A 21,188-nucleotide genomic window follows, 5' to 3' on the forward strand; every position below is an offset into this window, starting at 1 on the left:
CTATGGTTATGGGTCCCTGCGTTCGCAGGGACACGACAACACTGCTTCTGTCGTTCCTACACCGGCACCCTGACCGCCGCCCTTAATCCACCCATCGGACTGTCGCCGAGCGTGATGTCGCCGCCATGCGAGCGGGCGATGTCGCGGGCGATCGCAAGGCCGAGGCCGGTGCCGCCCTCGTCCTGGTTGCGGGCGTCGTCGAGCCGCAGGAACGGCTTGAACACTTCCTCGCGCATGTTGGCCGGAATGCCCGGTCCGTCGTCGTCGATGGTCACCGTCAGGTAGCGGTGGTCGCGATGGCCGGTGATCGAAATCGCGTTGGCGTGCCGCGCGGCGTTGGAGACGAGGTTGCCAAGGCAGCGCTTGAACGAGGCTGGTTTCACGGTCACCACCGGCAGGCCGCGGAACGCCACCGTCGCGGTATGGCCGTTGCGCTCGGCGTCGCTGCGCAATTCCTCCAGCGCCAAGCTCATGTCGGTCGGCTGCGCGACCTCGCCGCTGTCGCCGCGGGCAAAAGCGAGATAGGCCTCGAGCATCCCCGACATCTCGTCGACATCCTTGCGCATGCCGTCGACTTCGGGGCTGTCGCCGATCAGCGCGAGTTCGAGCTTGAAGCGGGTCAGGATGGTGCGCAGATCGTGGCTGACGCCGGCGAGCATCGCGGTGCGCTGCTCGATCGTGCGCTCGATGCGCGCTTTCATCTCGAGAAACGCCTGCGCCGCGCGCCGCACTTCGCGGGCGCCGCGGGGGCGGAAGTTCGGTGCCTCGCGGCCCTTGCCGAAACTTTCGGCGGCGTCGGCCAGCCGCAGGATCGGCCTGATCTGGTTGCGCAGGAACAACACGGCCACGATCAACAGGATCGAGGACGTCCCCAGCATCCAGAAGATAAAAATTTCCGAATTGGAGGCATAGGCCGCGCTGCGTTGGGCGAAGATGCGCATGACAGCGTCATCGAGCTGGATGCGGATTTCGACCAGGTTGGATTTGCCGACGGTATCGATCCAGAACGGCCGGCCGATCTGGCGCCCGATCTGGACCGAGAGCGTCTGGTCGAGCAGCGAGAAAAACGGCTTTGGCCCGGGCGGCGGCATGTCGCCGACGGGAAGAAAATCGACCACCAATTGCAGCCGTTGCCCGATGCGGCGCAGTTGCGCGCGTTCCTTGTCCTGCGGATAACCCTTGTAGACGTCGATCAGGCTCGCAATGTCCTGCACCACCGCGGCCGACAGCCGCCGCGTCACCGTGTTCCAGTGCCGCTCCATGAACACGAACGCGACCACGGTCTGCAGCACCACCATCGGCACGATCATGATCAGCAGCGCGCGGGCGTAGAGGCCGGTCGGCATCCAGCTTTTGAACGCGTTGCCCATCCAGCCATTGACCGCGGAGACGCGGCCCGCGGCGGTGCGGATCATCGTGAGGCCGGTGTCGAGCGTGCTCATTTCAGGGCGACGCCACCAGGCGATAGCCGATGCCGCGTACCGCCTGCAGGAACAGGGGATTGGCGGGATCTTTTTCGATCTTGCGGCGCAGCCGGTTGATCTGCACGTCGACGGCGCGCTCATTGACGGTGCCGCCGCCGGTCAGCGCCGCGCGCGGTACGGTCTCGCCCGGGCTGACGGCGAGAATGCGCAGCATCTCACGTTCGCGATCCGTCAAATGAATGATCTCGTCGCTCTGACGCAGTTCGCCGCGTTCGAGATGATAGACGTAGGGCCCGAACGCGATCTGCTCCAGCGCTTCCACCGGCGGCGGCGCGGTGCGCTTGAGAATATTGCCGATCCGCAACACCAGTTCGCGCGGCTCGAACGGCTTGGCCACATAATCGTCGGCGCCGATCTGCAGGCCCTCGATGCGGGCTTCGGCCTCATGGCGCGCCGTCAGCATGATGATCGGCACCGAGGAGGAGGTGCGGATGAAGCGGGCGAGGTCGAAGCCGGTTTCGCCGGGCATCATGACGTCGAGGATCAGGAGATCGAAATGCAGGCCGAGCAGCTTGGCGCGGGCGTCGGTGGCGCTGGCCGCGGTCGTGACGCGATAGCCCTCGCCGGACAGAAAGCGCGACAGCAAGTCGCGGATACGGCGGTCGTCGTCGACCAGCAGCAAATGCGGGGCGTCGTCGGCCATTTGCCGCGGCGTCCGCACGGTGGCTGCCGCGATGGTTGCTCCTTGCGCCACGGTCACTCCCTTGGTTTTTTGCCGCTGCCGAAGATCGTTTCCAGCACCTTGTCCGGATCGTCCCGATCGATCATCGCGCGCAGGAACTGGCGGACCACTTCCTGGCCGGCGGCATCGATGTCCTGCACGGCGCGGTTGATGCGATCGGTCTGCAGGCCTGCGAGCTTCGCCACCAGGGCCTCGCCCTTGGGCGTGGCATAAAGAAGGCGCTGCCTTCGGTCGTTATTGCCGGTCTTCTGCACGATATAGCCTTCGTCGAGCAATTGCTTGAGCACCCGGCCCAGCGACTGCTTGGTGATGCGCAGCACGTCCAGGAGATCGGCGACCTTGAGGCCGGGATAGCGGTGGACGAAATGCATCACCCGGTGATGGGCGCGGCCGAACCCGAACGCTTCGAGCTCATGGTCGGCATCGCCGACGAAGTCGCGGTAGGCGAAGAACAGCAGCTCGATGATATCCCAGCGCAATTCGCCCGCGCGCGGGCCAGCCGACACGGCGTCAGGTCCCCTCGAATCGGGGTCACCGGGAGACCTTGAGATATTTATGTCAGTCATATTGACATATCTTTGGTTCAATGTTACAAAACTGCCAGCCGCGGCGAAACTTTAAGTCGTTTCGGCCTTGGCTACGTTCAGGCGGCCAGAATAAGCCAGCGATGGCGGCAACGGCCGCAAATTGGACTACCGTGCGATTGTCGAGCGGCATTTCGACAAACATACTGGACTTCGGCATTCCGCAAAAGCATGTCCTTGGACGTGGTGGCGATGGAAACCGGCTGCATAGCAGGTGTAGCTGAGGTCCAGACCAATCAAGCCAGCGGCCCCCTAAGAAACAGGCCGGCCGCGGAAAAGCGCGCCGGTTCGGCCCGCGGCAAACAAGGGCGGGAAGCAAGGACATGAGTTTGAAATTCGAAATCCAGCCGACGCCCTGCCCGACGCCCGAAAAGGAGCGCGCGGCAAAGCTCGTGGACCCTGGCTTTGGCCGGATCTTCACCGATCACATGGCGATCGTCCGCTACAATCAGGCCAAGGGCTGGCATGGTGCGCGGATCGAAACCCGCGCCAATTTCCCGCTCGATCCGGCCGCGGCCGTGCTCCATTACGCGCAGGAGATTTTCGAAGGCCTCAAGGCCTACAAGCGCGACAACGGCGTGAACCTGTTCCGTCCCGACGCCAATGCGAGGCGCTTCAGGGATTCGGCCGAGCGCATGGCGATGGCGCCGCTCCCCGAGGATGTGTTCATCGAAGCGGTCGAACAGCTCGTGCGCATCGACAGCGCCTGGATACCCGGCGGCGAGGGCAGTCTCTATCTGCGGCCGTTCATGATCGCGAGCGAAACTTTTCTCGGCGTGAAGCCTTCTGCCGAATACATCTTCTCCGTCATCGCCTCGCCGGTCGGCTCCTATTTCAAGGGCGGACCAGCGCCGGTGTCGATCTGGGTATCGGAGAATTACACCCGCGCCGCGATCGGCGGTACCGGCGCCGTCAAATGCGGCGGCAATTACGCCGCCAGCCTGCGCGCGCAGGCCGAGGCGATCCAGCACGGCTGCGACCAGGTGGTTTTCCTCGATGCGATCGAGCGCCGCTACGTCGAGGAACTTGGCGGCATGAACGTGTTCTTCGTGTTCGACGACGGCTCGCTGCTGACGCCGCCGCTCGGCACCATCCTGCCGGGCATCACCCGCGATTCGATCATCGCGCTGGCAAAGGATTCCGGCACACCCGTGCGGGAAGAACTCTACACGATCGAGCAGTGGCGCACCGACGCCGCCAGCGGCAAGCTGAAGGAAGCCTTTGCCTGCGGCACCGCGGCCGTGATCTCGCCGATCGGCAAGGTGTGCTCGGCGAGCGGCGATTTTCTCATTAGCGGCGGCGTCGCCGGCCCCGTCGCCATGGGGATGCGCAAGAAGCTGGTCGACATCCAGTACGGCCGCGCGGAAGACCCGCACGCGTGGATCCGAAAGGTCCTGTAACCGGCGGCGGAAATTTTCCGCCGCCTCCTAAGGCAAGCAGCGTTTCATTGATCTGAGCACGGGGCGGCGCGCCTCGTGGAGTCGCGCGTCTGCGCCAACCGAGGAGAGAGGCCATGGGAGTTTCCTTCGATAAAATCGATGGCGTCATCTGGTACGACGGCAAGCTCGTGCCGTGGGCCGACGCCAACGTCCATCTGCTGACCCACGGGCTGCATTATGCGAGCTGCGTGTTCGAGGGCGAGCGCGCCTATGGCGGCAAGGTGTTCAAGAGCACCGAGCACTCCGAGCGGTTGAAGAACTCGGCCAACATCCTCGATTTCGAGATTCCGTATTCGGTGGCCGAGATCGACGCCGCCAAGCAGCTCGTGATCGACAGCAACAATCTGCCGAACGCCTATCTCCGCCCGATCGCCTGGCGCGGCTCGGAGATGATGGGTGTATCGGCACCGTCAAACACTATTCATCTGGCGATCGCCGCCTGGGACTGGCCGAGCTATTTCGATCCGGCCGTGAAGCTGAAGGGCATCCGCATGTGCCTTGCCGAATATAGACGCCCCGATCCGGCGACGATCCCGGCGATGGCGAAGGCCTCCGGCCTCTACATGATCTGCACCATCTCCAAGCACAAAGCCGAGCGCGCCGGCTATGCCGACGCCGTGATGCTGGACTGGCAGGGGCGGGTCGCCGAATGCACCGGCGCCAACATCTTCTTCATCGCCGACGGCAAGATCCACACTCCCGTAGCCGACTGCTTCCTCGCCGGCATCACCCGCGCCACCGCGATGGATCTCGCGCGGCGACGCGGCATTGAGGTGATCGAACGCCGCATCATGCCGGACGAACTCTCGGGCTTTACGGAGTGCTTCATCACCGGCACCGCCGCCGAAATCACCCCGGTGGCTGACATCGCCGAGTGGAAGTTCACGCCTGGCAAAATTTCGGCGCAACTGATGGCGGATTTTGCGGACGAAGTGCAGCCGAAGGGCAAGGCGGTTGCGGCGTAGGGCAGGCACTCGCTCTTTCCAACTACCTCGTCCCACTTGCTCGATGCCCTCTCCCCTTGTGGGAGCGAGACGAGCGAAGCTCGCTCTTGGGGTGGCTTCGCGAAGCGAAGACGGGTGAGGGGTTCTATCCTCACGTAAGATTTCGAGATGGGGATAGAGACCCCTCATCCGGCGCGCTGCGCGCGCCACCTTCTCCCACAAGGGGAGAAGGGAAGGCGGCGGCGCTCGCGACGCGGCCGTGAACTGTTTCGCTCCTTTGTGCGACCAACTCCGGACTTGCGGATAAATTGTTCGTGGAAGGCTCGCAATGCGCTCGGCTCCGTCAAAATGTTTTGATCGCATCAGGCTGGCCACCATCGTGGCGGCGTTCGCGGCTCTCTCGGCTACGGCCAGGGCCGAGGATCGCTCGCCCGTGATCGACTTTCGCAACGGCGACCCGGAGATCAATGCCGCGATCGCACAGGCGCGGACCACACTGCCGAAATTCTGGGCCTCCTATGAGGCGCCAAAACCGTCGGAGACCGGTCACTCCCTCAAGGCGCGGTTTCCCTATGGCAGCAATAGTGGCGAGCACATCTGGATGGCCGACGTGAAGAAGATTGGTGACGGCCGCTATTCGGGCAGGTTTGCCAACGCGCCGCGCCATTTACCCGGCAAGCGAGCCGGCGACACGGCCGAATTCAGGGAGGCCGACATTTCGGACTGGATGTACTTGCGGAACAGCAAGATCGTCGGCGGCGAGACCATCAAGCCGATGTTGAAATTAATGTCGAAGGCCGATGCCGATGCGCTTCGCGCGAGGATGGAGTCGCCTTGAGGCAAAGTAAGACGTTCTGGTCAAAACCGGCCCGGTGGGCTATGTGCGTGGGATGGGGCAAGCCAGGCTTGCCCGTCTGATTTTTTTCCGGTGAGTGCGGCGCCAGAAGCGGCGTTGCCCGCCCTACACAAGTTGCAAAGCCCGCTATGGCCGACAAATCCAAGAAACCCCAGAAGCTGAAGGCGCGCTTGCCGCGCGGGCTGGAAGACCGTGGTCCCGCCGCGATCTCGGCGACGCGGCAGATGGTCGAGAAAATCCGCGAGGTCTATGAGCGCTACGGTTTTGAGCCGGTGGAAACCCCGGCGATGGAATTCACCGACGCGCTCGGCAAATTCCTGCCCGACCAGGACCGGCCCAATGAAGGCGTGTTTTCGTTCCAGGACGATGACGAGCAGTGGATCTCGCTGCGCTACGATCTGACTGCACCGCTGGCGCGCTATGTCGCGGAAAATTTCGATTCCCTGCCAAAGCCCTATCGCAGCTACCGCGCCGGCTACGTCTACCGCAACGAAAAGCCCGGCCCCGGCCGCTTCCGCCAGTTCATGCAGTTCGATGCCGACACGGTCGGCTCGGGCTCGCCGGCGGCCGACGCCGAGATGTGCATGATGGCGGCGGACACCATGGAAGCGCTCGGCATTCCCCGCGGCAGCTATGTCGTGAAGGTGAATAACCGCAAAGTGCTCGACGGCGTGCTTGAGGCGATCGGTCTCGGTGGCGAGGAGAACGCGGGGCGTCGTCTTACGGTGCTGCGCGCAATCGACAAGCTCGACAAATTTCCCGCCGACGAAGTTCGCAAGTTGCTCGGTCCCGGACGATGGGACGGCGGCGAGGAAGGCAAGGGCGATTTTACCAAGGGAGCCGGCCTTGGCTCTGATGATGCCGACATCGTTTTGGCGGTCACGCAAAAGCGTGACGACTGGAAAGAGGCGATTGCAGCTGCGGATACCTATCTCGCCAAGAGCGCGGTTGGTCAGGCCGGCGTCAGCGAACTTGAAGAGATCGCCAAACTGGTCACGGCATCCGGCTATGCATCGGATCGCATCAGCATCGACCCCTCCGTGGTGCGCGGCCTCGAATATTACACCGGCCCGGTCTACGAGGTAGAACTCACGCTCGAAACCAGGGACGAGAAAGGCCGCCCGGTGCGCTTCGGCTCGGTCGGCGGCGGCGGCCGCTATGACGGTCTCGTCTCGCGTTTCCGCGGCGAGCCGGTGCCGGCGACCGGATTTTCCATCGGCGTGTCGCGGCTGCAGGCGGCGCTAACCATGCTCGGCAAGGTCGATACCAAGCCGGCCTTCGGACCTGTCGTGGTGACTGTGTTCGGCGGCGAAATCGCGGATTATCAAAAAATGGTCGCGACGCTGCGCAACGCGAACATCCGCGCCGAACTCTATCTTGGAAACCCGAAACACAGCCTCGGTCAGCAGATGAAATATGCCGACCGGCGCAACGCACCCTGCGCGATCATCCAGGGCTCGGACGAGCGGGCGAGCGGCAAGGTTCAGCTCAAGGACCTGATCCTCGGGGCGGGGCTCACTGAGATCAAGGACCGCGAGGAATATCTGAAGAAGCAATCCGAGGCCCAATATGAGGTTGATCAGACCAGGCTCGTCGACGCCGTGCGCGAAGTTCTGGCGCGCCATGACGTGAAGTGGAACTAAGCCCTCATGGTGAGGAGGCGCCCTTGCGCCGTCTCGAACCATGAGGACAATAGGCCCATCCTTCGAGAAGCGGCCAGGAGGCCGCTCCTCCAGCAATAACGGCGGAGCCGTTATGCAGGGATGAGGACTGAGTTTGTGGCGACAACGATTAGCAAGAGCAAAGGGAGAAGAAGAAAATGCCCGAGATCACCGTGAGCATGGCCGCCGGCCGCACCGACGAACAGAAGGCCGGCATGATGCGCGACATCACGCAGGCGCTGGTGAAAAACCTCGGCGTCGACGCCGATGCGGTCGTGATCCAGATCAACGAAGCGCCGCTGGCCCACAAGATGAAGGGCGGCAAGACCTTTGTGGAGCGTGCGGCGGCTGCGAAGAAGTAGCTCCATCCGTCGTCCCTGCGAACGCAGGGACCCATACCGCGTTGTGCTCTCGATTGAAGTAAGGTGGCTGACACCTTCAGCAACGACAACGTTCGGTGGCTATGGGTCCCGGATCGCGCTTCGCTTGTCCGGGACGACGGCTTGTTGTTTCAGGGGGACCACCCATGGACGCACGCGACTTCCTCACAATCGGCATGTCGGCCGAGCGCACGCTGGTGGTGCCGCCCGAGCGCACCGTCGGGCATTTCGTGCCCGGGATGCCGATGGTGTACGCGACGCCGATGATGATTCTGGAAATGGAGATGGCGTCGGGCGATGCGATCCGCGGTCACCTGCAGCCGGGCTGGGTCACGGTCGGCACCGAGGTCGACATCCGCCATATCGGAGCCTCGCTGGTTGGCTCATTGGTGCGCACCACGGCGAAAGTGATAGCTGTGGAACGCCGCGTGATCCGCTTCGAGGTTGAGGCGTTTGAGGGCGAGCGCAAGATCGGCGACGGCCGCCACGCCCGCGGCCTCGTCAATGTCGAGAGTTTTAACCGGCGGCTGGCGAAGTAGCCGCGAACTCAGACGTCATCCTGAGGTGCGCGCTCTTGCGCGCCTCGAAGGAGGGCCACGGGCCGTATCATCCTTCGAGGCTCGCCGAAGGCGGCGAGCACCTCAGGATGACGGAGAGAGTAAAACCTCCTACTTCGCCAGATCCTTCGAACGCTGCGTCGCCGCCGCGACCGCGCGCGTCATCAGCTTCTCCAAGCCGTCAGAACCCATCAGCACTTCGAGCGCCGCAGCCGTGGTACCGCCGGGCGAGGTGACGTTCTGGCGCAACGTCGCCGACGACAACTCGGAGCGATGCAGCAATTCGCCGGAGCCGGCGACGGTTTCGCGGGCGAGCCTGGTGGCAAGCTGCTCCGGCAGTCCGGCCGCCACACCGGCGCGCGCCAGTTCTTCGGCGAGCAGGAATACGTAAGCCGGGCCGGAGCCCGACACCGCCGTCACCGCGTCCATCAAGCTTTCCTTGTCGACCCATTCCACCGAGCCCGTCGCGCGCAGCAGCGCGTCGGCGATGCCGCGCTGGGTAGCGCTGACTTTTTTCGCCGCGACCGCGACCGTGATGCCGCGGCCGATCGCGGCCGGCGTGTTCGGCATCGCGCGAACCACGCTGCCGCCGACGACAGCGTATAACGCAGCGATCGGTATACCGGCCATGATCGAGACCACCAGCGTCGATGATCCCGCAAACGCCTTCAGCGCCGCGCCGGCTTCGCGGAACGATTGCGGCTTCACCGCGACCACCAGCGTGTCGACTTCGCCGGCATCCTTCGGCGTCGGGTTGAGGCGAATGCCTTGCAGCGCTTTGATCTCGTCGGAGGGATGCGGCTCGATCACCACGACGCGTTTGGGATCGAGTCCCTGCGCCAGCCAGCCGGTCAGCATCGCGCCGCCCATCTTGCCGGCGCCCGCCAGCGCGATGGTGCCGTGGAGGTTTTTCAGTGCGTTGGTTGTGCTCAAGTGATCACCACGAATTCGCTGTTGTCCCTGCCTAGTGCGCAATTGCGCACGGGCGCAGGGACCCATAACCACAGCCGGTTCTAGTGAAGCGAAGGACAGGCCACAAGCAGTTTACTTTGAGCCATGATGTCACGGCGGAGGGATATGTCGCTGCTGGTCTGGCTCAAGGCCGAGACGACACTGCGTATATGGAAGGAGCGCCGGCCTACGCCTCTCCCTCGGTGTCGAACATCGCCGCGCTCATGGCGTCCGCGGCGGTCTTGCCGGCCCAGACCACGAACTGGAACGCGGGGTAATAGCGTTCGCAGGCGTGGATGGCGCCGACCAGCATGGCCTCGCATTGCGCGGTCGAGGCGGTGAGGCCGTTCGGCAGCACCAGCGCCTGGCGGTACATGATCATGCCGGTATGGGTCCAGATGTCGAAATGGCCGACCCATAATTGCTCGTTGATCGCAGCGATCAGCCGCTGCACCTCGGGCCGTCGTGCGGCCGGAATTTTCATGTCGAAGGCGCAGGCCAGATGCAGCGCCTCGATCTCGGCCATCCAGGTGAAGGAGAGCTGATAGTCGGTCCAGTCGCCCTTGGAGACGATGGTCACCTCGTCTTCGCCGGAACGCTCAAACGCCCAGTTGTTATCGGTGGCGATGTCCTCGACAACCGCGAGCGGGTTGTTCGGGGAATCGATCATGCCTTCGAGGAGGGACATTCCGTCTCGACCTTGCCATTTCACGTGAGTTGATACGCACACGGGGACCGGCGCGCGCGGGAGGTGGTGCGTCGCTGCCGACTGCAATCCCCGGATTATTCCTGATCGTCTTTGGGGCTTGCCGGCTCAAGTGATGTGATTTGCGGAATCGGCGCAACCGACCGCGGAGTCCGTCCACAGCCAATGCGCAGGCCGTCCACAGCTCTTCGCCGCCATATCGATTAATTTGGAGAACAAACCGGAATCGGATTGGGCTCCGTCGGAGTCCTTTGCCTGTGGAAGGCCGCTAGCTCGCCACAATCGTTAATTTTCCAGACGAGACTGACAGCCAGACCGTGGTGACATTCTCGAAGCGTTTGCGATCTCCGCAAACATCGATGGCCTGCATCGCCGTCTCGCTTCGGTCGGAGACCGCTGGCAGGCAAGCCGGCAGGAGCATGATCCGGAAAAGGGAGCACCTGTTTTCCGAAAAGATCATGCTGACACAAAACGATAGGCCGGCATCGGGCACTGTACCGGGAAGCCGCCGCTGCCCTGTTCCGCCGTCATGGGCATCATGCAGATTCCCGGTGCGAAGGCGCTTGCTGACGCCGCCGGCTTTGGTCATATTTGCCGGCAGGTCGTCCATTCCGGGCGGCCGATGTTCTCAGGGCGGGGTGAAAATCCCCACCGGCGGTAAGGGTGACGTAGCCCAAGCCCGCGAGCGCCTTCTGACCGGAATTTCCGGGAAGAAGGGTCAGCAGATTCGGTGTGATTCCGAAGCCGACGGTTAAAGTCCGGATGAAAGAGAACGGTTGCGGCGGCCCGCGCTTTTGCGTGGGTCAATCGTCGTTCCGTGTGCCCTGATTCTGGTCCTGAAAGAGGAAAGCCATGAATCAGATGTTGCAAGAGCCTGAAGCCCAAACCCAGCTAGCGGAGCCCCAGGAAACCCAAGTGAGGGTTCCCGAACGCGACAGCGTTCCCGACACGCCCGAGCGTCCGCCGGAGCCCGCGCATCCGCGTTTCGTCAAGCCGCAGCGGATCGCCTTCGTGCAGGCGTCCTGGCACCGCGATGTGGTCGAGGAATGCCGCATCGCCTTCCTCGAAGAGATCGAGGCGCGGCATATTTCGCGTTCGCAGGTTGACCTGTTCGAGGTGCCGGGCTCGTTCGAGATACCTCTACACGCCCAATTGCTCGCCAAGACGCGGCGCTACACCGCGATCGTGGCGGCGGGGCTGGTGGTCGATGGTGGCATCTACCGCCATGAATTCGTCGCCGACACCGTGATCAAGGCGCTGATGGACGTGCAACTGAAGACCGAGGTGCCGGTGTTTTCGGCGGTGCTGACGCCGCAGCAATTCCATGAGAGCGCCGTGCACCACGATTTCTTCCGCAAGCATTTCGTCATCAAGGGCATCGAAGTCGCCGAAGCCTGCGCCAACACCTTGCACAGCCTGGAGCGATTGCGCGGCCAGGTCGCGGCGGGGATTACAGGGTAGCGATCGTGTAGGGTAGGCAAAGCGGCTTGTCTCGCCGTAGCTCGAAGAGCGAAGGCGGATAGCGTGCCCACCTCTTCTCTATCTTCAAGAATAGTGGTGGGCACGGCGCAAGTGCGCCTTTGCCCACCCGACATAACAAAAAACGAATGGGAGTCATCATGACCGGACAAAACCCAGACCATTGGCTTGGCCTGTCAGGCCGCGTCTGCGTGGTGACGGGCGGAGGCGGCGGCATCGGCCGCGCCACGGCGCTCAGCCTCGCGCAGGCCGGCGCCCGCGTCGCCGCGATCGACCTCGATGAGCGCGGCCTTGAAACCACCCGTGCGGAGCTGCGCGAACTCGGCGTCGAGCACTTCATCGGGCGCTGCGACACGGCGAATGCCGAGAGCGTGGCCGGAGTTGCCGAGGCGATCGAGCAATCGCTCGGGCCATGCGGCGTTCTCGTCAACACCGCCGCGGTGCTGCGGCCGGGCGGGCTGGAGAACCTGACACTGGCCGAATGGAATGCGGTGCTGGCGGTCAATCTCACCGGCTACTTCCTCTGCGCGCAGAGCTTTGGCCGGCAGATGCGTCAATTCGGGCGCGGCAGCCTCGTTCATGTGTCGTCGATCGCCGGCAGCCACGCGCAGGGCCAGAGCGGCGCTTACAGCGTCAGCAAGGCCGGCGTCATCATGCTGTCGCGCCAGCTCGCCAGCGAATGGGGACCGGCAGGCATCCGCAGCAACGTCGTCAGCCCCGGCATGGTGATCACGCCGATGAGCCAGTCGTTCTACGATACGCCCGGGGTTACCGAGCGCCGCTCTGCCGTGGTGCCGTTGCGGCGGGTCGGCATGCCGCAGGACATCGCGGACGTCATCCTCTTCCTCGCCAGCGACCGCTCGTCCTATGTCAATGGCGACGAGATCACCGTCGACGGCGGCTACGCCAACATGCTGATGAACCTGGTGCCGCGGCCGGGGTTTGACTGACGAAGAGAAGATCGGCTCCGGCGACTGACACGAAATTACGCGGCAACGGGTGCTTCGACCATTTCGACGAGCTGGATGAGATTTCCGCAGGTATCGTCAAGGACGGCCATTCTGACGGTACCTGCGTCCATCGGCGCCACGGTGAATTTGACATCCAGCTGGCGCAATCTCTCGAACTCCTTGTCGAGGTCATCCACTTTGAAGGAGGCGGCAGGAATGCCGTCGTTGACCAGCGCAGATTTGAACGGCCCGGCGGCAGGGTGCTCACTCGGCTCGAGCAGGAGTTCAGTTCCGTCCGGTGCCTCCTGCGACACGACGGTCAGCCAGCGATGCTCGCCCATCGGGATATCGTGCTTGACGACAAAGCCCAGCTTCAGCGTGTAGAAACCCAGGGCTTTGGCCTGGTCGTCGACCAAAACGCTCATGACATAGATCCTCATGTGGCATTCCCTTTTTTCAGATGCTTGTTGAGCCAGGCGGCCGCGGCCTTCTGCAGGGGCACATTGTCGAAGGCGTGCATCTTGGTGCGTCCACTCCAATGTGTCTGGATCAGTCCAGCCCGCTCCAGCATGTCGAGGTGCTGCGAGATCGTTTGCCGCGACAGGCTCTTGCCATCCTCTGCAAACGACGCAGCGCAGATCTCGAACAAGGACTGTCCCGGTCGCTTCGCCAGGCGGTCAAGGATGCGGCGGCGCAAGGGATCACCGAGCGCCTTGAAGATATTGTCGAGCTGGTCGTCGTCCACGTCGGTCAATATGCAGTAATTTTACTGCATGTCAATCTGCGCCGAAACCCGTGCGGTTCACTGACGTGAGATGGCGCGCCGGCGTGATAACCGCGCGCGCGAGCCAAATTTCCAAAGAAGCCGACAGGATATTTTTACGGCAGGCCCGTGCCTGGCGCGTTGTCGCCGGCCGCTCGTGCGCCGCTTGCCGGAGTGACCAGGCAATTCAGTCAGGGTTGCCAAGCCCAACGACGTTCCACAAAAAAACAACAATCCGGTCAGCTAATGGCGGTGCGCATCGAGGGACATGTCATGGTGCAGCGCACCGACGTCACTGGGGGCTGTTTGGGAAAGGCAAGCCCAGACGATGACCGCGTGTGCCGCCGGGCGCTGAAACGGCCCCCTTCTCAAGACCAATCTTTTACCCGGACGCAATCCTTCACCCGGACCTTGCCCGCCCGGTCCAGCGGCGTGAAATGCCATTGTCTGCTCGCGACGGCAGTCCCCGCAGTCCATGCCATCCAACTCGAACCACCGACCCTATGAGGCTTTGACACCAGAACATCCTGCAAAAGTCGCGGCGAAAATTTCGGCCCAATAAACAGAAAATTTCGACCCAATCAACAAACGACAAAAGGGAGGAAGCAGATGACGTTCCATGGACGATATCCTGGCTGCGCCGCGCTTGCGGTGGCGGTCCAAATCGCTGTCACGGTCGCGGTCTCGCCGGCGCGTGCGCAAGTGCCGACGCAGCCGCAAGACGCCGCGCTGAATGCCGAGGCGGCCATGAACGACTGGCCGACCTATCACGGCACTTACAAGTCCTACCATTATAGCGGCCTCGACCAGATCAATACCGGCAACGTCAAGAATCTCGAAGTCGCCTGGATGCATTTCCCGGAGCGCGCCACCCGCGGTCTGCAGTCGACGCCGCTGGCCCTTGATGGCGTGCTGTATTATTCGGGCTCCTACAGCCGCCTTTACGCGCTGGACGGCGCGACCGGCAAGACGATCTGGGCCTACGCGCCGGAGCTCGACGAAGAGCTGGTCGCCAAGCAGACCCACTCGCCGTACAACCGCGGCATCGCCATCGGACATGGCAATCTCTATGTCGGCACGGTCGACGGGCGCTTGATCGCCGTCAATCTGAAAACCGGCAAACCGGTGTGGGACACCAAGCTGCTGGATTCCAAGAAAGTGACGGTCGGCTTCACCGGCGCGCCGCTGGTGGTCAAGGACATGGTGATCATCGGTGCGCAAGGCGGCGAATGGACCGGTCGCGGACCGATCTTCGGCGTCGACGGCAAGACCGGCCAGAAGAAGTGGGAGTTCTTCACGGTGGCCGGTACCGAAGAGGCGATGAAGACCTGGGGCGGCGACTCCTGGCGGACCGGTGGCGGCGGCGGCTGGATGCCCGGAACCTATGATCCGGAAACCAATTCGGTGTGGTGGGGCACCGCCAACCCGGCGCCGCTGTACGACTGGTCGGGCGCCGACTGGAAGAAGAGCGGACCGCGGCCGGGCGACAATCTCTACACCACATCGGTCATCGCGCTCGATCCCGATACCGGCAAGCTCAAATTCTACCATCAGGAGCTGCCGCACGATGCCTGGGACTTCGACTCGTCCGTGGGCGAATTCGTCATGATCGAGCGTGGCGGCAAGAAGCTCGTCGTGCACGCCAACAAGAGCGGATACGTCTTCGTCTATGACCGTTCCAACGCCAAGGTCGAGAACGTCTGGCCGCTGGTGAAGAACATCAACTTCGTCAAGAGCATCGATCCGAAGACCGGCGAGCTGATCGGTCGCCGCGACCTTTCGGAAGGCAAGGTGGACCCGCCATTGTGCCCGGCCATCGCCGGCGGCATCAGCTGGAACTCCGGCGCCTACAGCCCCAAGAACGGGCTGTTCTACCGGATCGGGCAGGAATGGTGCATGGAGTTGACCGTCGAGAAGACCACGCCGATCCTGGAGCCGATGGCCCAACTCAACCTCGGCGCCACGTTCAAGATCGTGGCGCCGCCGGACGGACCGGCCCGTGGTCATCTTAGCGCCCGCGACCCGGTCACCGGCGCCAAGAAGTGGGAGGTCGCCTACAAGCAGCCGCCGCTCGCCAGCGTTCTCGCCACCGCCGGCAATCTGGTATTCGTGCCTGATGCCGAAGGCATCGTGCACGCCTACAATGCTGACACCGGCGAAGAGCTCTGGTCGCGCAACAACGGCATCGGGCACAACGCCGGCATCATCAGCTACATGGCCGGCGGCAAGCAGTACGTCGCCGTGCCGGCGGGCTGGGGCAGCCTGGTGGCCGACGAGTTCGTCGCGCTGTACGGCGAACCCTTCAAGAGCATGTCGAAGAATACCGGCGCTTTGATTGTCTACGCGCTCAGACAGTGAAGGATGGCGCGGGCGGCAGGGATTTCCCTTGCCGCCCTTGCCAGTTACTTTGCCGCCCTTGCGGTCAATACATTGCCGCCCTTGCGGTCAATACATTGCCGCTCTTGCGGTCAATACATTGCCGCTCTTGCGGCCAAGACGGATGCTGGAATGCGAGTACTGTTGCTGATTGTGTCGGCCATCATCTGGCCATTTCTGTCGACCGCCTCATTGGCCCAGCAATCCATCCCGGCGGGCGCGCCAAATCCGCTGCCGCAGGCCGAAGCCTCGCCTGATGACATCGAGGGCGGGAAAATGTTCGCCACCACCTGCGGCTTTTGTCACCAGGATGGCGGCCGACATGCGGGCAGGGGTCCGAAACTGTCGAAGTCCGAACGCAGCGACGAATACCTCGTCGAGCGCATCAAGAAGGGCAAGCCGGGCGCCATGCCCGCCTATGGTTCGGTGTTCAGCGACGGCCAGATCATCGCGATCCTCGCCTACATTCGAGGGCTGGATGACTAAAGCGTCTTCAGCGGCGCGGAAACTGCGCTATCGCCTCGGCCGATACGCAGCAAGCCTCGCGTTGCTGATGCTCTGGAATGCGCCAGCGGATGCCCGCTCGCTGGAAGCCGTCATCGAGCGCGGTGCGTTGACGCTGTGCGCCAGCCCCAATGCGTTGCCGTTTGCCAGCAAATTCGGGCCGGTCCCGGGATTTCAAATCGAACTCGGCGAGAAGATTGCCGAGCAACTCGGCGTCAAGCTGACGCGGGAGTGGGTGATCAGCGCGATCCAGTATCGCCGCGCCGATTGCGACCTCGTGCTCGACGTCATCGCCCGCACGGACACGCCGCCCGCCGGCGGCGTGCGAGCTTCGCGCCCCTACCATCGCAGCGGCGTCGTGCTCGCGGTGCGCGGCGATTCACAGGCCTCGTCGCTGGCCAGTCTAGGTCCCGATCAGCGGGTCGGGGTACCCGTGAATTCAGTTGTCTCCATGACGCTCGCCAAGGGCGGCGCCGCCACATCCCCGTTCGCGTTCGAGGACGATATCGTTGCAGCGCTCGCCAATCGCGAGATCGAGGCCGCCGCCGTCACGCCGATGACGGTCGGCTGGTTCAATCGGCAGCATGCCGACACGCCGTTGCGGTTGATTCCGGCGTTCGACAACGATCAGGATTTGAACTGGAATATTGCCGCGGGGCTGCTCCGCCCCGACGACAAACTGCGAGCGCGCGTCGATGCCGCGATCGAGGCGCTGCTGGCCGACGGCACCATCGCGCGGATCTATGCCCGCTACGGCATCGAGCTGCGAGCGCCGCAGTGAGGCGCGCTTTCGCGCGATATGCCCGCCGCTTGCCCGACGGGAAAACACTCGCGTGTTTTTACGTATGGAGAGTCAAACGACGCTGCGGAAAATGCCTTGCTTTGGCCGTCAGGCAAAACGTTTCTGGCACTTTTCGGACCTGGATTGCCGAGCCGATGATGTCCGTTTGCCGGGGTAAAGCGGACCACACAGATGCAGGCGCCGAGTTCCGAAAATGGACCCACACCGGGCGTGGACTATCCGGTTCCATCGCGTCGTGCCAATCGTGAAGTTCCAACTAATCAGCGCGCATCATTGGCGTCTCATTAACCTCTTCGGTCGTTAGCTGGATTGGTTCGGCTGACGACGGCGTGACAAGCGAGATGCTGTCGCCATCGAGGTTCCACCGTCGCGGGGGTCGCCTGCGACGATGCGTTAGTCCTGTTCAGTTCGGGATAGACCGCGCTGACTCGAAGGGCGGCAAGTCAGGTCCGCTCACTCACAGTATCGGAACTCGCTGCCATGAAGCGTGCGCAAAAGAACCAATTCACTAGTGGACACTTCCCCTCACCCGCTGCAGAGGGAGGTGTTCAATCCTTCGAGCTCGACCACGGCGCCAAAGGTCTGCAGCGCGATCTGGAAGACCGACTGAAGCCCGATGTCGACGAGCCGGTAAACCGCGGTTCGTCTGATCAGGAAACGCTCCCGCGCTCCTATCGAACCGTCCGGCGGGTGCTGAAGATCGCTGCCGGTCTCGCCATCGTTGCCGTGTTCGGATGGCTGCCAGTCAGAGCAATCTGGCAGACCTCCAGCGTCGAGGCGGTGGTCAACGCCAGGCTCGTGACGCTAAGGTCGCCGATCGATGGCGAAGTCAGATCGAGGCCTGACCAGACGACGGCGTCGAGCGCGGTGAATGAAGGTGGCGTCATCCTTCGCGTCGTGAACGCGCGGGGCGATCGATCCCGGCTGGATGACCTGAGACGACAGATGTCGCGACTGGACAACCAGCGTCCAAGTCTGGCGACCAAACTCGCCTCGGCTCAAGCCGCGCAGCAGGATCTCGCCCGACAGGCCGCCCAATTCAGGGAAGGCCGCATTCTCCAACTCGACGCACGCATCGCTGAAATACAGTCGGTGATCGAAGCTGCCGCGTCTCGACGGGAAGAGGCGACCGCGGCGGTAGAGCGGGCATCGTCGCTGATCAAGTCGGGCAGCGTTTCCACCGTGGAATTCGCCCGCTTGACCCGGGAACATTCGGTGGCCCAGCAAACCGAGATCGGCGCCCGGCGAAGACTTGATGCAGCCAGGGTCGAACTCACTGCCGCACAGAAGGGCACGTATCTGGGCGACAGCTACAATGACCGCCCAAGTTCGGTCCAGCGCGAAGAAGAGATGCGGCAACGCGCGAATGATCTTAAAGCCGATCTGGCGCATGCGGATGCCGAGATCGAGTGGCTCGCCAGCGAGATCGCGTCCGAGCAGTTGCAGTATATCAGTCGATCGGAAGCAGACATCAAGGCACCGGTTGCCGGCCGGATCTGGGAGATGATGACTTCGCCAGGCGAGGATGTCCGGGCCGGTCAGGCGCTGATGAAGCTGCTGGATTGCAGCGGCGCTGTCGTAACGGCGAATGCCACCGAAAGTGTCTATAACCGGCTCCAGCTCGGTAAGCAGGCGAGTTTTGAACCAAACGACGGCAGTCCGGCGATCAAGGGCGTGATCGTGAATCTCACTGGCGCGTCTGGTGCGCCCGCGAACCTGGCCATCAATCCCGACGCGCTTAGCAAAGAACCATATCGTGTGACGGTCTCGCTGCCCAGTTTCGAAGCCACCGCCAAAGACTGTGCAGTGGGGCGCACTGGACGGGTGGTGTTCGACCGCGGCGCTTCCAAGCCATGATCGACGCGCTCGCACCAGGCCTCGTTGCTCTCGGTGTCTGTCTCGCAATCCTGCCGATGCTGAGGCGCGACAGCACAATCGCCCGGTTGTTGATGACCGGAATGTGCGTTGCCTTGCTGATCCGATACCTCGTGTGGCGCGTCACGCAGACGCTGCCGCCGCCAGGCCTCACTGCCGACTCTCTCGTCGGATATCCGTTCATGCTGGCCGAGACGGCCTCGTTGCTTGCCGTCTGCCTGTCGCTATTGTTTCTCAGTCGAACGATCGATCGCTCGGCCGACGTGAAGGCTGGAATAAAGGGAGCCGCTGCTGCTGCGCCGGCTCCGCTCGTCGATGTCTTCATCTGCACGTACAATGAGGAGAAAGCGATCCTGGAGCGCACGATCATCGGTGCCACGGGATTGAAACACGGCAACTATCGTGTCTGGGTCCTGGATGACGGAAAGCGGCTGTGGCTCAAACGCCTTACCGAAGAACTGGGCTGTCACTACCTGACTCGTCCGGACAATCGGCACGCGAAAGCGGGTAACATCAATCACGCATTGCGCCACGTAGCTGGATTGCGCAACAAACCGGAGTTCGTTGCCATCCTGGATGCCGACTTCGTCCCCATGCCGGAGTTCCTCACGCGCACTACCGGATTGATGGCAGACAAGACCATTGGCGTGGTGCAGACCCCGCAGCACTTTATCAATGCGGATCCGATCCAGTCGAATTTGTCCGCCACAGAAGTGTGGCCCGATGAGCAGCGTTTCTTTTTTGATATTCTGATGCCGGCCAAGGACGCCTGGGGTGTCGCCTTCTGCTGCGGAACGTCATCGGTGATCCGCTATTCTGGGCTCATGGAAATTGGCGGATTCCCGACGGAATCGGTGACCGAGGACTATCTCGTCACTTTGCGCCTGAAGGAGCAGGGTTACCTCACGGTCTATCTGAACGAAAGGCTTACGCTCGGATTGGCACCCGAAGGCATCAAGGAGTACATCACCCAACGCAGCCGATGGTGCCTCGGCTTCATGCAAATCGTGAGAGGCCGCAGCGGTCCGTTTTCACAGCAATCAAAGCTCACCTTGATCGATCGGCTTTCGCTCGTCGACGCTTTCATGAGCTGGGCCGCGGGTTATGGAATGAAGGCGCTCGGCCTTGTCGTGCCGTGGCTCTATCTCATGTTCGGGATCAAGGCGGTTTACGCCGATCTCTTCGAGCTGCTGAAGTACTTCTTGCCTTTCTACGTCTGGCACGCATGCACGATGGGCTGGATTTCCCGGGGCCGCTCCCTGGCGATCATGACGGACGTCTCGCAGTACATCGCGGCCCCAGCGGTCCTGAAAGCCATTGTCGTGGGCCTGATCAGGCCAAAAGGCCACAAGTTTCAGGTCACAGCCAAAGGTGGCGATCGCAATCAGAAATTCATCGAGTGGCCACTGCTGCGGCTATACGGATCCGCGCTGCTGATGACTCTGCTGGCGATCGCTTACGCGTTCATTATTAATCCGCAGGGCGATAGCCTCGCTTACGGCGGACTGGCGCTTGCCTGGAGTTTGTACAACTGCGTCATCCTGGCGATCGTGTGCCTCATTTGCTTCGAGCAGCCCCGTCGTCGCAAGGCCGAGCGGTTTGACCGTAGTGAACCGGTTCTCATTCACGAGGCAAGCGAGCCGCGGCTGGTTCGCATGGCGGACATCTCGATAACCGGGGCCAGGTTCATCGATCCTTCACCACCCCCGGTGGGGACTATTCTCAAGTGCAATGTGTATGGACAAAACATGTCCGCTGCGGTGGTGCGACACACGACCGATGGCTTTGGCGTCCGGTTCGAAGAAAATGTCTCGACGCGGGTCGGCATAGTACGCGCCTTTTACGCAGGAGAGTATGTTCGCGCCTTTCACAGCGTTCGAGCAGTTCCTGTCGGTAAAGCCCTTCTGTTGCGGTTGTTTAATTGAATACAGAATTGGGAAAACGACTGGGCGACCATCGCAGCACCAGCCGCGGCCCAAGACTCAGGCGAGCATCGCAGCTGCTCAAACACGAACACGGGAAGGTTCGCGGATATCCATTTGGATTGAAAACGGAGGTGAGACTCTCCGGCCGACGGGCGGAGGAAATACTAATGATTAAGAACTGCGTCACATATACGCGATGGAGGCTCCATGACCGATCGCATCAAGTCATCTGCTCCAAATGCCGCAAGAATTTTCACGAGCGCGCGCAGC

Annotated in this window: 20 protein-coding genes, 1 pseudogene and 1 riboswitch; of the genes and pseudogenes, 13 read left to right on the plus strand and 8 right to left on the minus strand. The window is 62.5% G+C overall.

Annotated elements, in window-relative coordinates; translation table 11 throughout:
• Positions 1 to 56 precede the first annotated feature (56 nt).
• Genes ACSQ84_RS18215 through ACSQ84_RS18225 form a run of 3 tightly spaced genes read right to left on the minus strand, consistent with a single transcriptional unit; the run spans position 57 to position 2,732 of the window.
• A complete protein-coding gene (locus ACSQ84_RS18215; protein ID WP_436213050.1) occupies positions 57 to 1,442 on the minus strand; it encodes an ATP-binding protein in 1,386 nt (461 codons plus the stop codon).
• Between the two features lies 1 nt (position 1,443).
• Positions 1,444 to 2,127, minus strand: a complete 684-nt coding sequence (locus ACSQ84_RS18220) for a response regulator (protein WP_436213116.1) — start codon at positions 2,125 to 2,127, stop codon at positions 1,444 to 1,446.
• A 53-nt stretch (positions 2,128 to 2,180) separates the two neighbouring features.
• Positions 2,181 to 2,732, minus strand: coding sequence for a MarR family winged helix-turn-helix transcriptional regulator (locus ACSQ84_RS18225; RefSeq protein ID WP_436213051.1), 552 nt, complete (start codon positions 2,730 to 2,732; stop codon positions 2,181 to 2,183).
• Between the two features lie 341 nt (positions 2,733 to 3,073).
• Here ACSQ84_RS18225 and ACSQ84_RS18230 point away from each other — a divergent pair, with 341 nt between their 5' ends.
• The 6 genes and pseudogenes from ACSQ84_RS18230 (at position 3,074) to ACSQ84_RS18255 (ending at position 8,569) form a co-directional block, all read left to right on the plus strand.
• Positions 3,074 to 4,150: a branched-chain amino acid aminotransferase gene (locus tag ACSQ84_RS18230; RefSeq protein WP_436213052.1), complete on the plus strand. Its 1,077-nt coding sequence runs from the start codon at positions 3,074 to 3,076 to the stop codon at positions 4,148 to 4,150.
• Positions 4,151 to 4,263: 113 nt separating this feature from the next.
• On the plus strand, positions 4,264 to 5,154 hold the full coding sequence (locus tag ACSQ84_RS18235) for a branched-chain amino acid aminotransferase (protein ID WP_436213053.1): 891 nt from the start codon (positions 4,264 to 4,266) through the stop codon (positions 5,152 to 5,154).
• Between the two features lie 307 nt (positions 5,155 to 5,461).
• A complete protein-coding gene (locus ACSQ84_RS18240; protein ID WP_436213054.1) occupies positions 5,462 to 5,971 on the plus strand; it encodes a YegJ family protein in 510 nt (169 codons plus the stop codon).
• Positions 5,972 to 6,117: 146 nt separating this feature from the next.
• A pseudogene (gene hisS / locus ACSQ84_RS18245) lies at positions 6,118 to 7,501 on the plus strand (histidine--tRNA ligase); the annotation flags it as partial.
• Positions 7,502 to 7,808: 307 nt separating this feature from the next.
• Complete coding sequence (locus tag ACSQ84_RS18250) at positions 7,809 to 8,012, plus strand: tautomerase family protein (RefSeq protein ID WP_025590867.1); 204 nt, start codon at positions 7,809 to 7,811, stop codon at positions 8,010 to 8,012.
• A 164-nt stretch (positions 8,013 to 8,176) separates the two neighbouring features.
• Positions 8,177 to 8,569 (plus strand): thioesterase family protein, encoded by a 393-nt coding sequence (locus ACSQ84_RS18255; RefSeq protein WP_436213055.1) that lies wholly within the window; start codon positions 8,177 to 8,179, stop codon positions 8,567 to 8,569.
• Between the two features lie 129 nt (positions 8,570 to 8,698).
• Here ACSQ84_RS18255 and proC read toward each other — a convergent pair whose 3' ends face one another.
• The 3 genes from proC to ACSQ84_RS18270 all read right to left on the minus strand — a co-directional run bounded on the left by proC (position 8,699) and on the right by ACSQ84_RS18270 (position 10,854).
• Positions 8,699 to 9,457, minus strand: a complete 759-nt coding sequence (gene proC / locus ACSQ84_RS18260) for a pyrroline-5-carboxylate reductase (protein WP_436213117.1) — start codon at positions 9,455 to 9,457, stop codon at positions 8,699 to 8,701.
• A 268-nt stretch (positions 9,458 to 9,725) separates the two neighbouring features.
• Positions 9,726 to 10,226 (minus strand): YbjN domain-containing protein, encoded by a 501-nt coding sequence (locus tag ACSQ84_RS18265; protein WP_436213056.1) that lies wholly within the window; start codon positions 10,224 to 10,226, stop codon positions 9,726 to 9,728.
• 286 nt (positions 10,227 to 10,512) lie between these two features.
• A complete protein-coding gene (locus ACSQ84_RS18270) occupies positions 10,513 to 10,854 on the minus strand; it encodes a hypothetical protein (protein ID WP_436213057.1) in 342 nt (113 codons plus the stop codon).
• A 10-nt stretch (positions 10,855 to 10,864) separates the two neighbouring features.
• Positions 10,865 to 11,022, plus strand: a riboswitch (FMN riboswitch).
• 74 nt (positions 11,023 to 11,096) lie between these two features.
• Between ACSQ84_RS18270 and ACSQ84_RS18275 the strand changes: the two genes are divergently transcribed.
• A complete protein-coding gene (locus ACSQ84_RS18275; protein ID WP_436213058.1) occupies positions 11,097 to 11,705 on the plus strand; it encodes a 6,7-dimethyl-8-ribityllumazine synthase in 609 nt (202 codons plus the stop codon).
• A gap of 158 nt (positions 11,706 to 11,863) precedes the next feature.
• Positions 11,864 to 12,673: an SDR family NAD(P)-dependent oxidoreductase gene (locus ACSQ84_RS18280; protein ID WP_436213059.1), complete on the plus strand. Its 810-nt coding sequence runs from the start codon at positions 11,864 to 11,866 to the stop codon at positions 12,671 to 12,673.
• 35 nt (positions 12,674 to 12,708) lie between these two features.
• Here ACSQ84_RS18280 and ACSQ84_RS18285 read toward each other — a convergent pair whose 3' ends face one another.
• Together ACSQ84_RS18285 and ACSQ84_RS18290 are read right to left on the minus strand one after the other, a co-directional pair.
• Positions 12,709 to 13,113: a VOC family protein gene (locus ACSQ84_RS18285; protein WP_436213060.1), complete on the minus strand. Its 405-nt coding sequence runs from the start codon at positions 13,111 to 13,113 to the stop codon at positions 12,709 to 12,711.
• The gene (locus ACSQ84_RS18290) at positions 13,110 to 13,418 is read right to left on the minus strand and encodes an ArsR/SmtB family transcription factor (RefSeq protein WP_436213118.1); all 309 of its coding nucleotides are present in this window, start codon (positions 13,416 to 13,418) and stop codon (positions 13,110 to 13,112) included. Before ACSQ84_RS18290 ends, ACSQ84_RS18285 begins: the two co-directional genes overlap by 4 nt.
• 627 nt (positions 13,419 to 14,045) lie before the next feature.
• Here ACSQ84_RS18290 and ACSQ84_RS18295 point away from each other — a divergent pair.
• The 5 genes from ACSQ84_RS18295 (at position 14,046) to ACSQ84_RS18315 (ending at position 20,918) form a co-directional block, all read left to right on the plus strand.
• On the plus strand, positions 14,046 to 15,794 hold the full coding sequence (locus ACSQ84_RS18295; RefSeq protein WP_436213061.1) for a pyrroloquinoline quinone-dependent dehydrogenase: 1,749 nt from the start codon (positions 14,046 to 14,048) through the stop codon (positions 15,792 to 15,794).
• Between the two features lie 150 nt (positions 15,795 to 15,944).
• A complete protein-coding gene (locus ACSQ84_RS18300) occupies positions 15,945 to 16,298 on the plus strand; it encodes a c-type cytochrome (protein ID WP_436213062.1) in 354 nt (117 codons plus the stop codon).
• Positions 16,291 to 17,097 carry a substrate-binding periplasmic protein gene (locus tag ACSQ84_RS18305; RefSeq protein ID WP_436213063.1) on the plus strand — a complete coding sequence of 269 codons (807 nt, stop codon included), beginning with the start codon at positions 16,291 to 16,293 and terminating at the stop codon, positions 17,095 to 17,097. The genes ACSQ84_RS18300 and ACSQ84_RS18305 overlap by 8 nt, the downstream gene beginning before the upstream one ends.
• Before the next feature lie 501 nt (positions 17,098 to 17,598).
• On the plus strand, positions 17,599 to 18,975 hold the full coding sequence (locus ACSQ84_RS18310) for an HlyD family secretion protein (protein ID WP_436213064.1): 1,377 nt from the start codon (positions 17,599 to 17,601) through the stop codon (positions 18,973 to 18,975).
• A complete protein-coding gene (locus tag ACSQ84_RS18315) occupies positions 18,972 to 20,918 on the plus strand; it encodes a glycosyltransferase (protein WP_436213065.1) in 1,947 nt (648 codons plus the stop codon). Before ACSQ84_RS18310 ends, ACSQ84_RS18315 begins: the two co-directional genes overlap by 4 nt.
• Positions 20,919 to 21,188 lie beyond the last annotated feature (270 nt).

It is taken from the genome of Bradyrhizobium sp. LjRoot220 (assembly GCF_964252915.1).
GTDB lineage: Bacteria > Pseudomonadota > Alphaproteobacteria > Rhizobiales > Xanthobacteraceae > Bradyrhizobium.

What these genes read in the sequence shown, in the direction of transcription:
- ACSQ84_RS18215 (WP_436213050.1), bottom strand. Translation starts at nt 1,442, where the DNA reads ATGAGCACGCTCGACACCGGCCTCACGATGATCCGCACCGCCGCGGGC.
- ACSQ84_RS18280 (WP_436213059.1), top strand. Translation starts at nt 11,864, where the DNA reads ATGACCGGACAAAACCCAGACCATTGGCTTGGCCTGTCAGGCCGCGTC.
- ACSQ84_RS18230 (WP_436213052.1), top strand. Translation starts at nt 3,074, where the DNA reads ATGAGTTTGAAATTCGAAATCCAGCCGACGCCCTGCCCGACGCCCGAA.
- ACSQ84_RS18240 (WP_436213054.1), top strand. Translation starts at nt 5,462, where the DNA reads ATGCGCTCGGCTCCGTCAAAATGTTTTGATCGCATCAGGCTGGCCACC.
- ACSQ84_RS18285 (WP_436213060.1), bottom strand. Translation starts at nt 13,113, where the DNA reads ATGAGGATCTATGTCATGAGCGTTTTGGTCGACGACCAGGCCAAAGCC.
- ACSQ84_RS18295 (WP_436213061.1), top strand. Translation starts at nt 14,046, where the DNA reads ATGACGTTCCATGGACGATATCCTGGCTGCGCCGCGCTTGCGGTGGCG.
- ACSQ84_RS18300 (WP_436213062.1), top strand. Translation starts at nt 15,945, where the DNA reads ATGCGAGTACTGTTGCTGATTGTGTCGGCCATCATCTGGCCATTTCTG.
- ACSQ84_RS18220 (WP_436213116.1), bottom strand. Translation starts at nt 2,127, where the DNA reads ATGGCCGACGACGCCCCGCATTTGCTGCTGGTCGACGACGACCGCCGT.
- ACSQ84_RS18315 (WP_436213065.1), top strand. Translation starts at nt 18,972, where the DNA reads ATGATCGACGCGCTCGCACCAGGCCTCGTTGCTCTCGGTGTCTGTCTC.
- ACSQ84_RS18250 (WP_025590867.1), top strand. Translation starts at nt 7,809, where the DNA reads ATGCCCGAGATCACCGTGAGCATGGCCGCCGGCCGCACCGACGAACAG.
- proC (WP_436213117.1), bottom strand. Translation starts at nt 9,457, where the DNA reads ATGGGCGGCGCGATGCTGACCGGCTGGCTGGCGCAGGGACTCGATCCC.
- ACSQ84_RS18265 (WP_436213056.1), bottom strand. Translation starts at nt 10,226, where the DNA reads ATGTCCCTCCTCGAAGGCATGATCGATTCCCCGAACAACCCGCTCGCG.
- ACSQ84_RS18225 (WP_436213051.1), bottom strand. Translation starts at nt 2,732, where the DNA reads ATGACTGACATAAATATCTCAAGGTCTCCCGGTGACCCCGATTCGAGG.
- ACSQ84_RS18270 (WP_436213057.1), bottom strand. Translation starts at nt 10,854, where the DNA reads ATGGACGACCTGCCGGCAAATATGACCAAAGCCGGCGGCGTCAGCAAG.
- ACSQ84_RS18255 (WP_436213055.1), top strand. Translation starts at nt 8,177, where the DNA reads ATGGACGCACGCGACTTCCTCACAATCGGCATGTCGGCCGAGCGCACG.
- ACSQ84_RS18310 (WP_436213064.1), top strand. Translation starts at nt 17,599, where the DNA reads ATGAAGCGTGCGCAAAAGAACCAATTCACTAGTGGACACTTCCCCTCA.
- ACSQ84_RS18275 (WP_436213058.1), top strand. Translation starts at nt 11,097, where the DNA reads ATGAATCAGATGTTGCAAGAGCCTGAAGCCCAAACCCAGCTAGCGGAG.
- ACSQ84_RS18235 (WP_436213053.1), top strand. Translation starts at nt 4,264, where the DNA reads ATGGGAGTTTCCTTCGATAAAATCGATGGCGTCATCTGGTACGACGGC.
- ACSQ84_RS18305 (WP_436213063.1), top strand. Translation starts at nt 16,291, where the DNA reads ATGACTAAAGCGTCTTCAGCGGCGCGGAAACTGCGCTATCGCCTCGGC.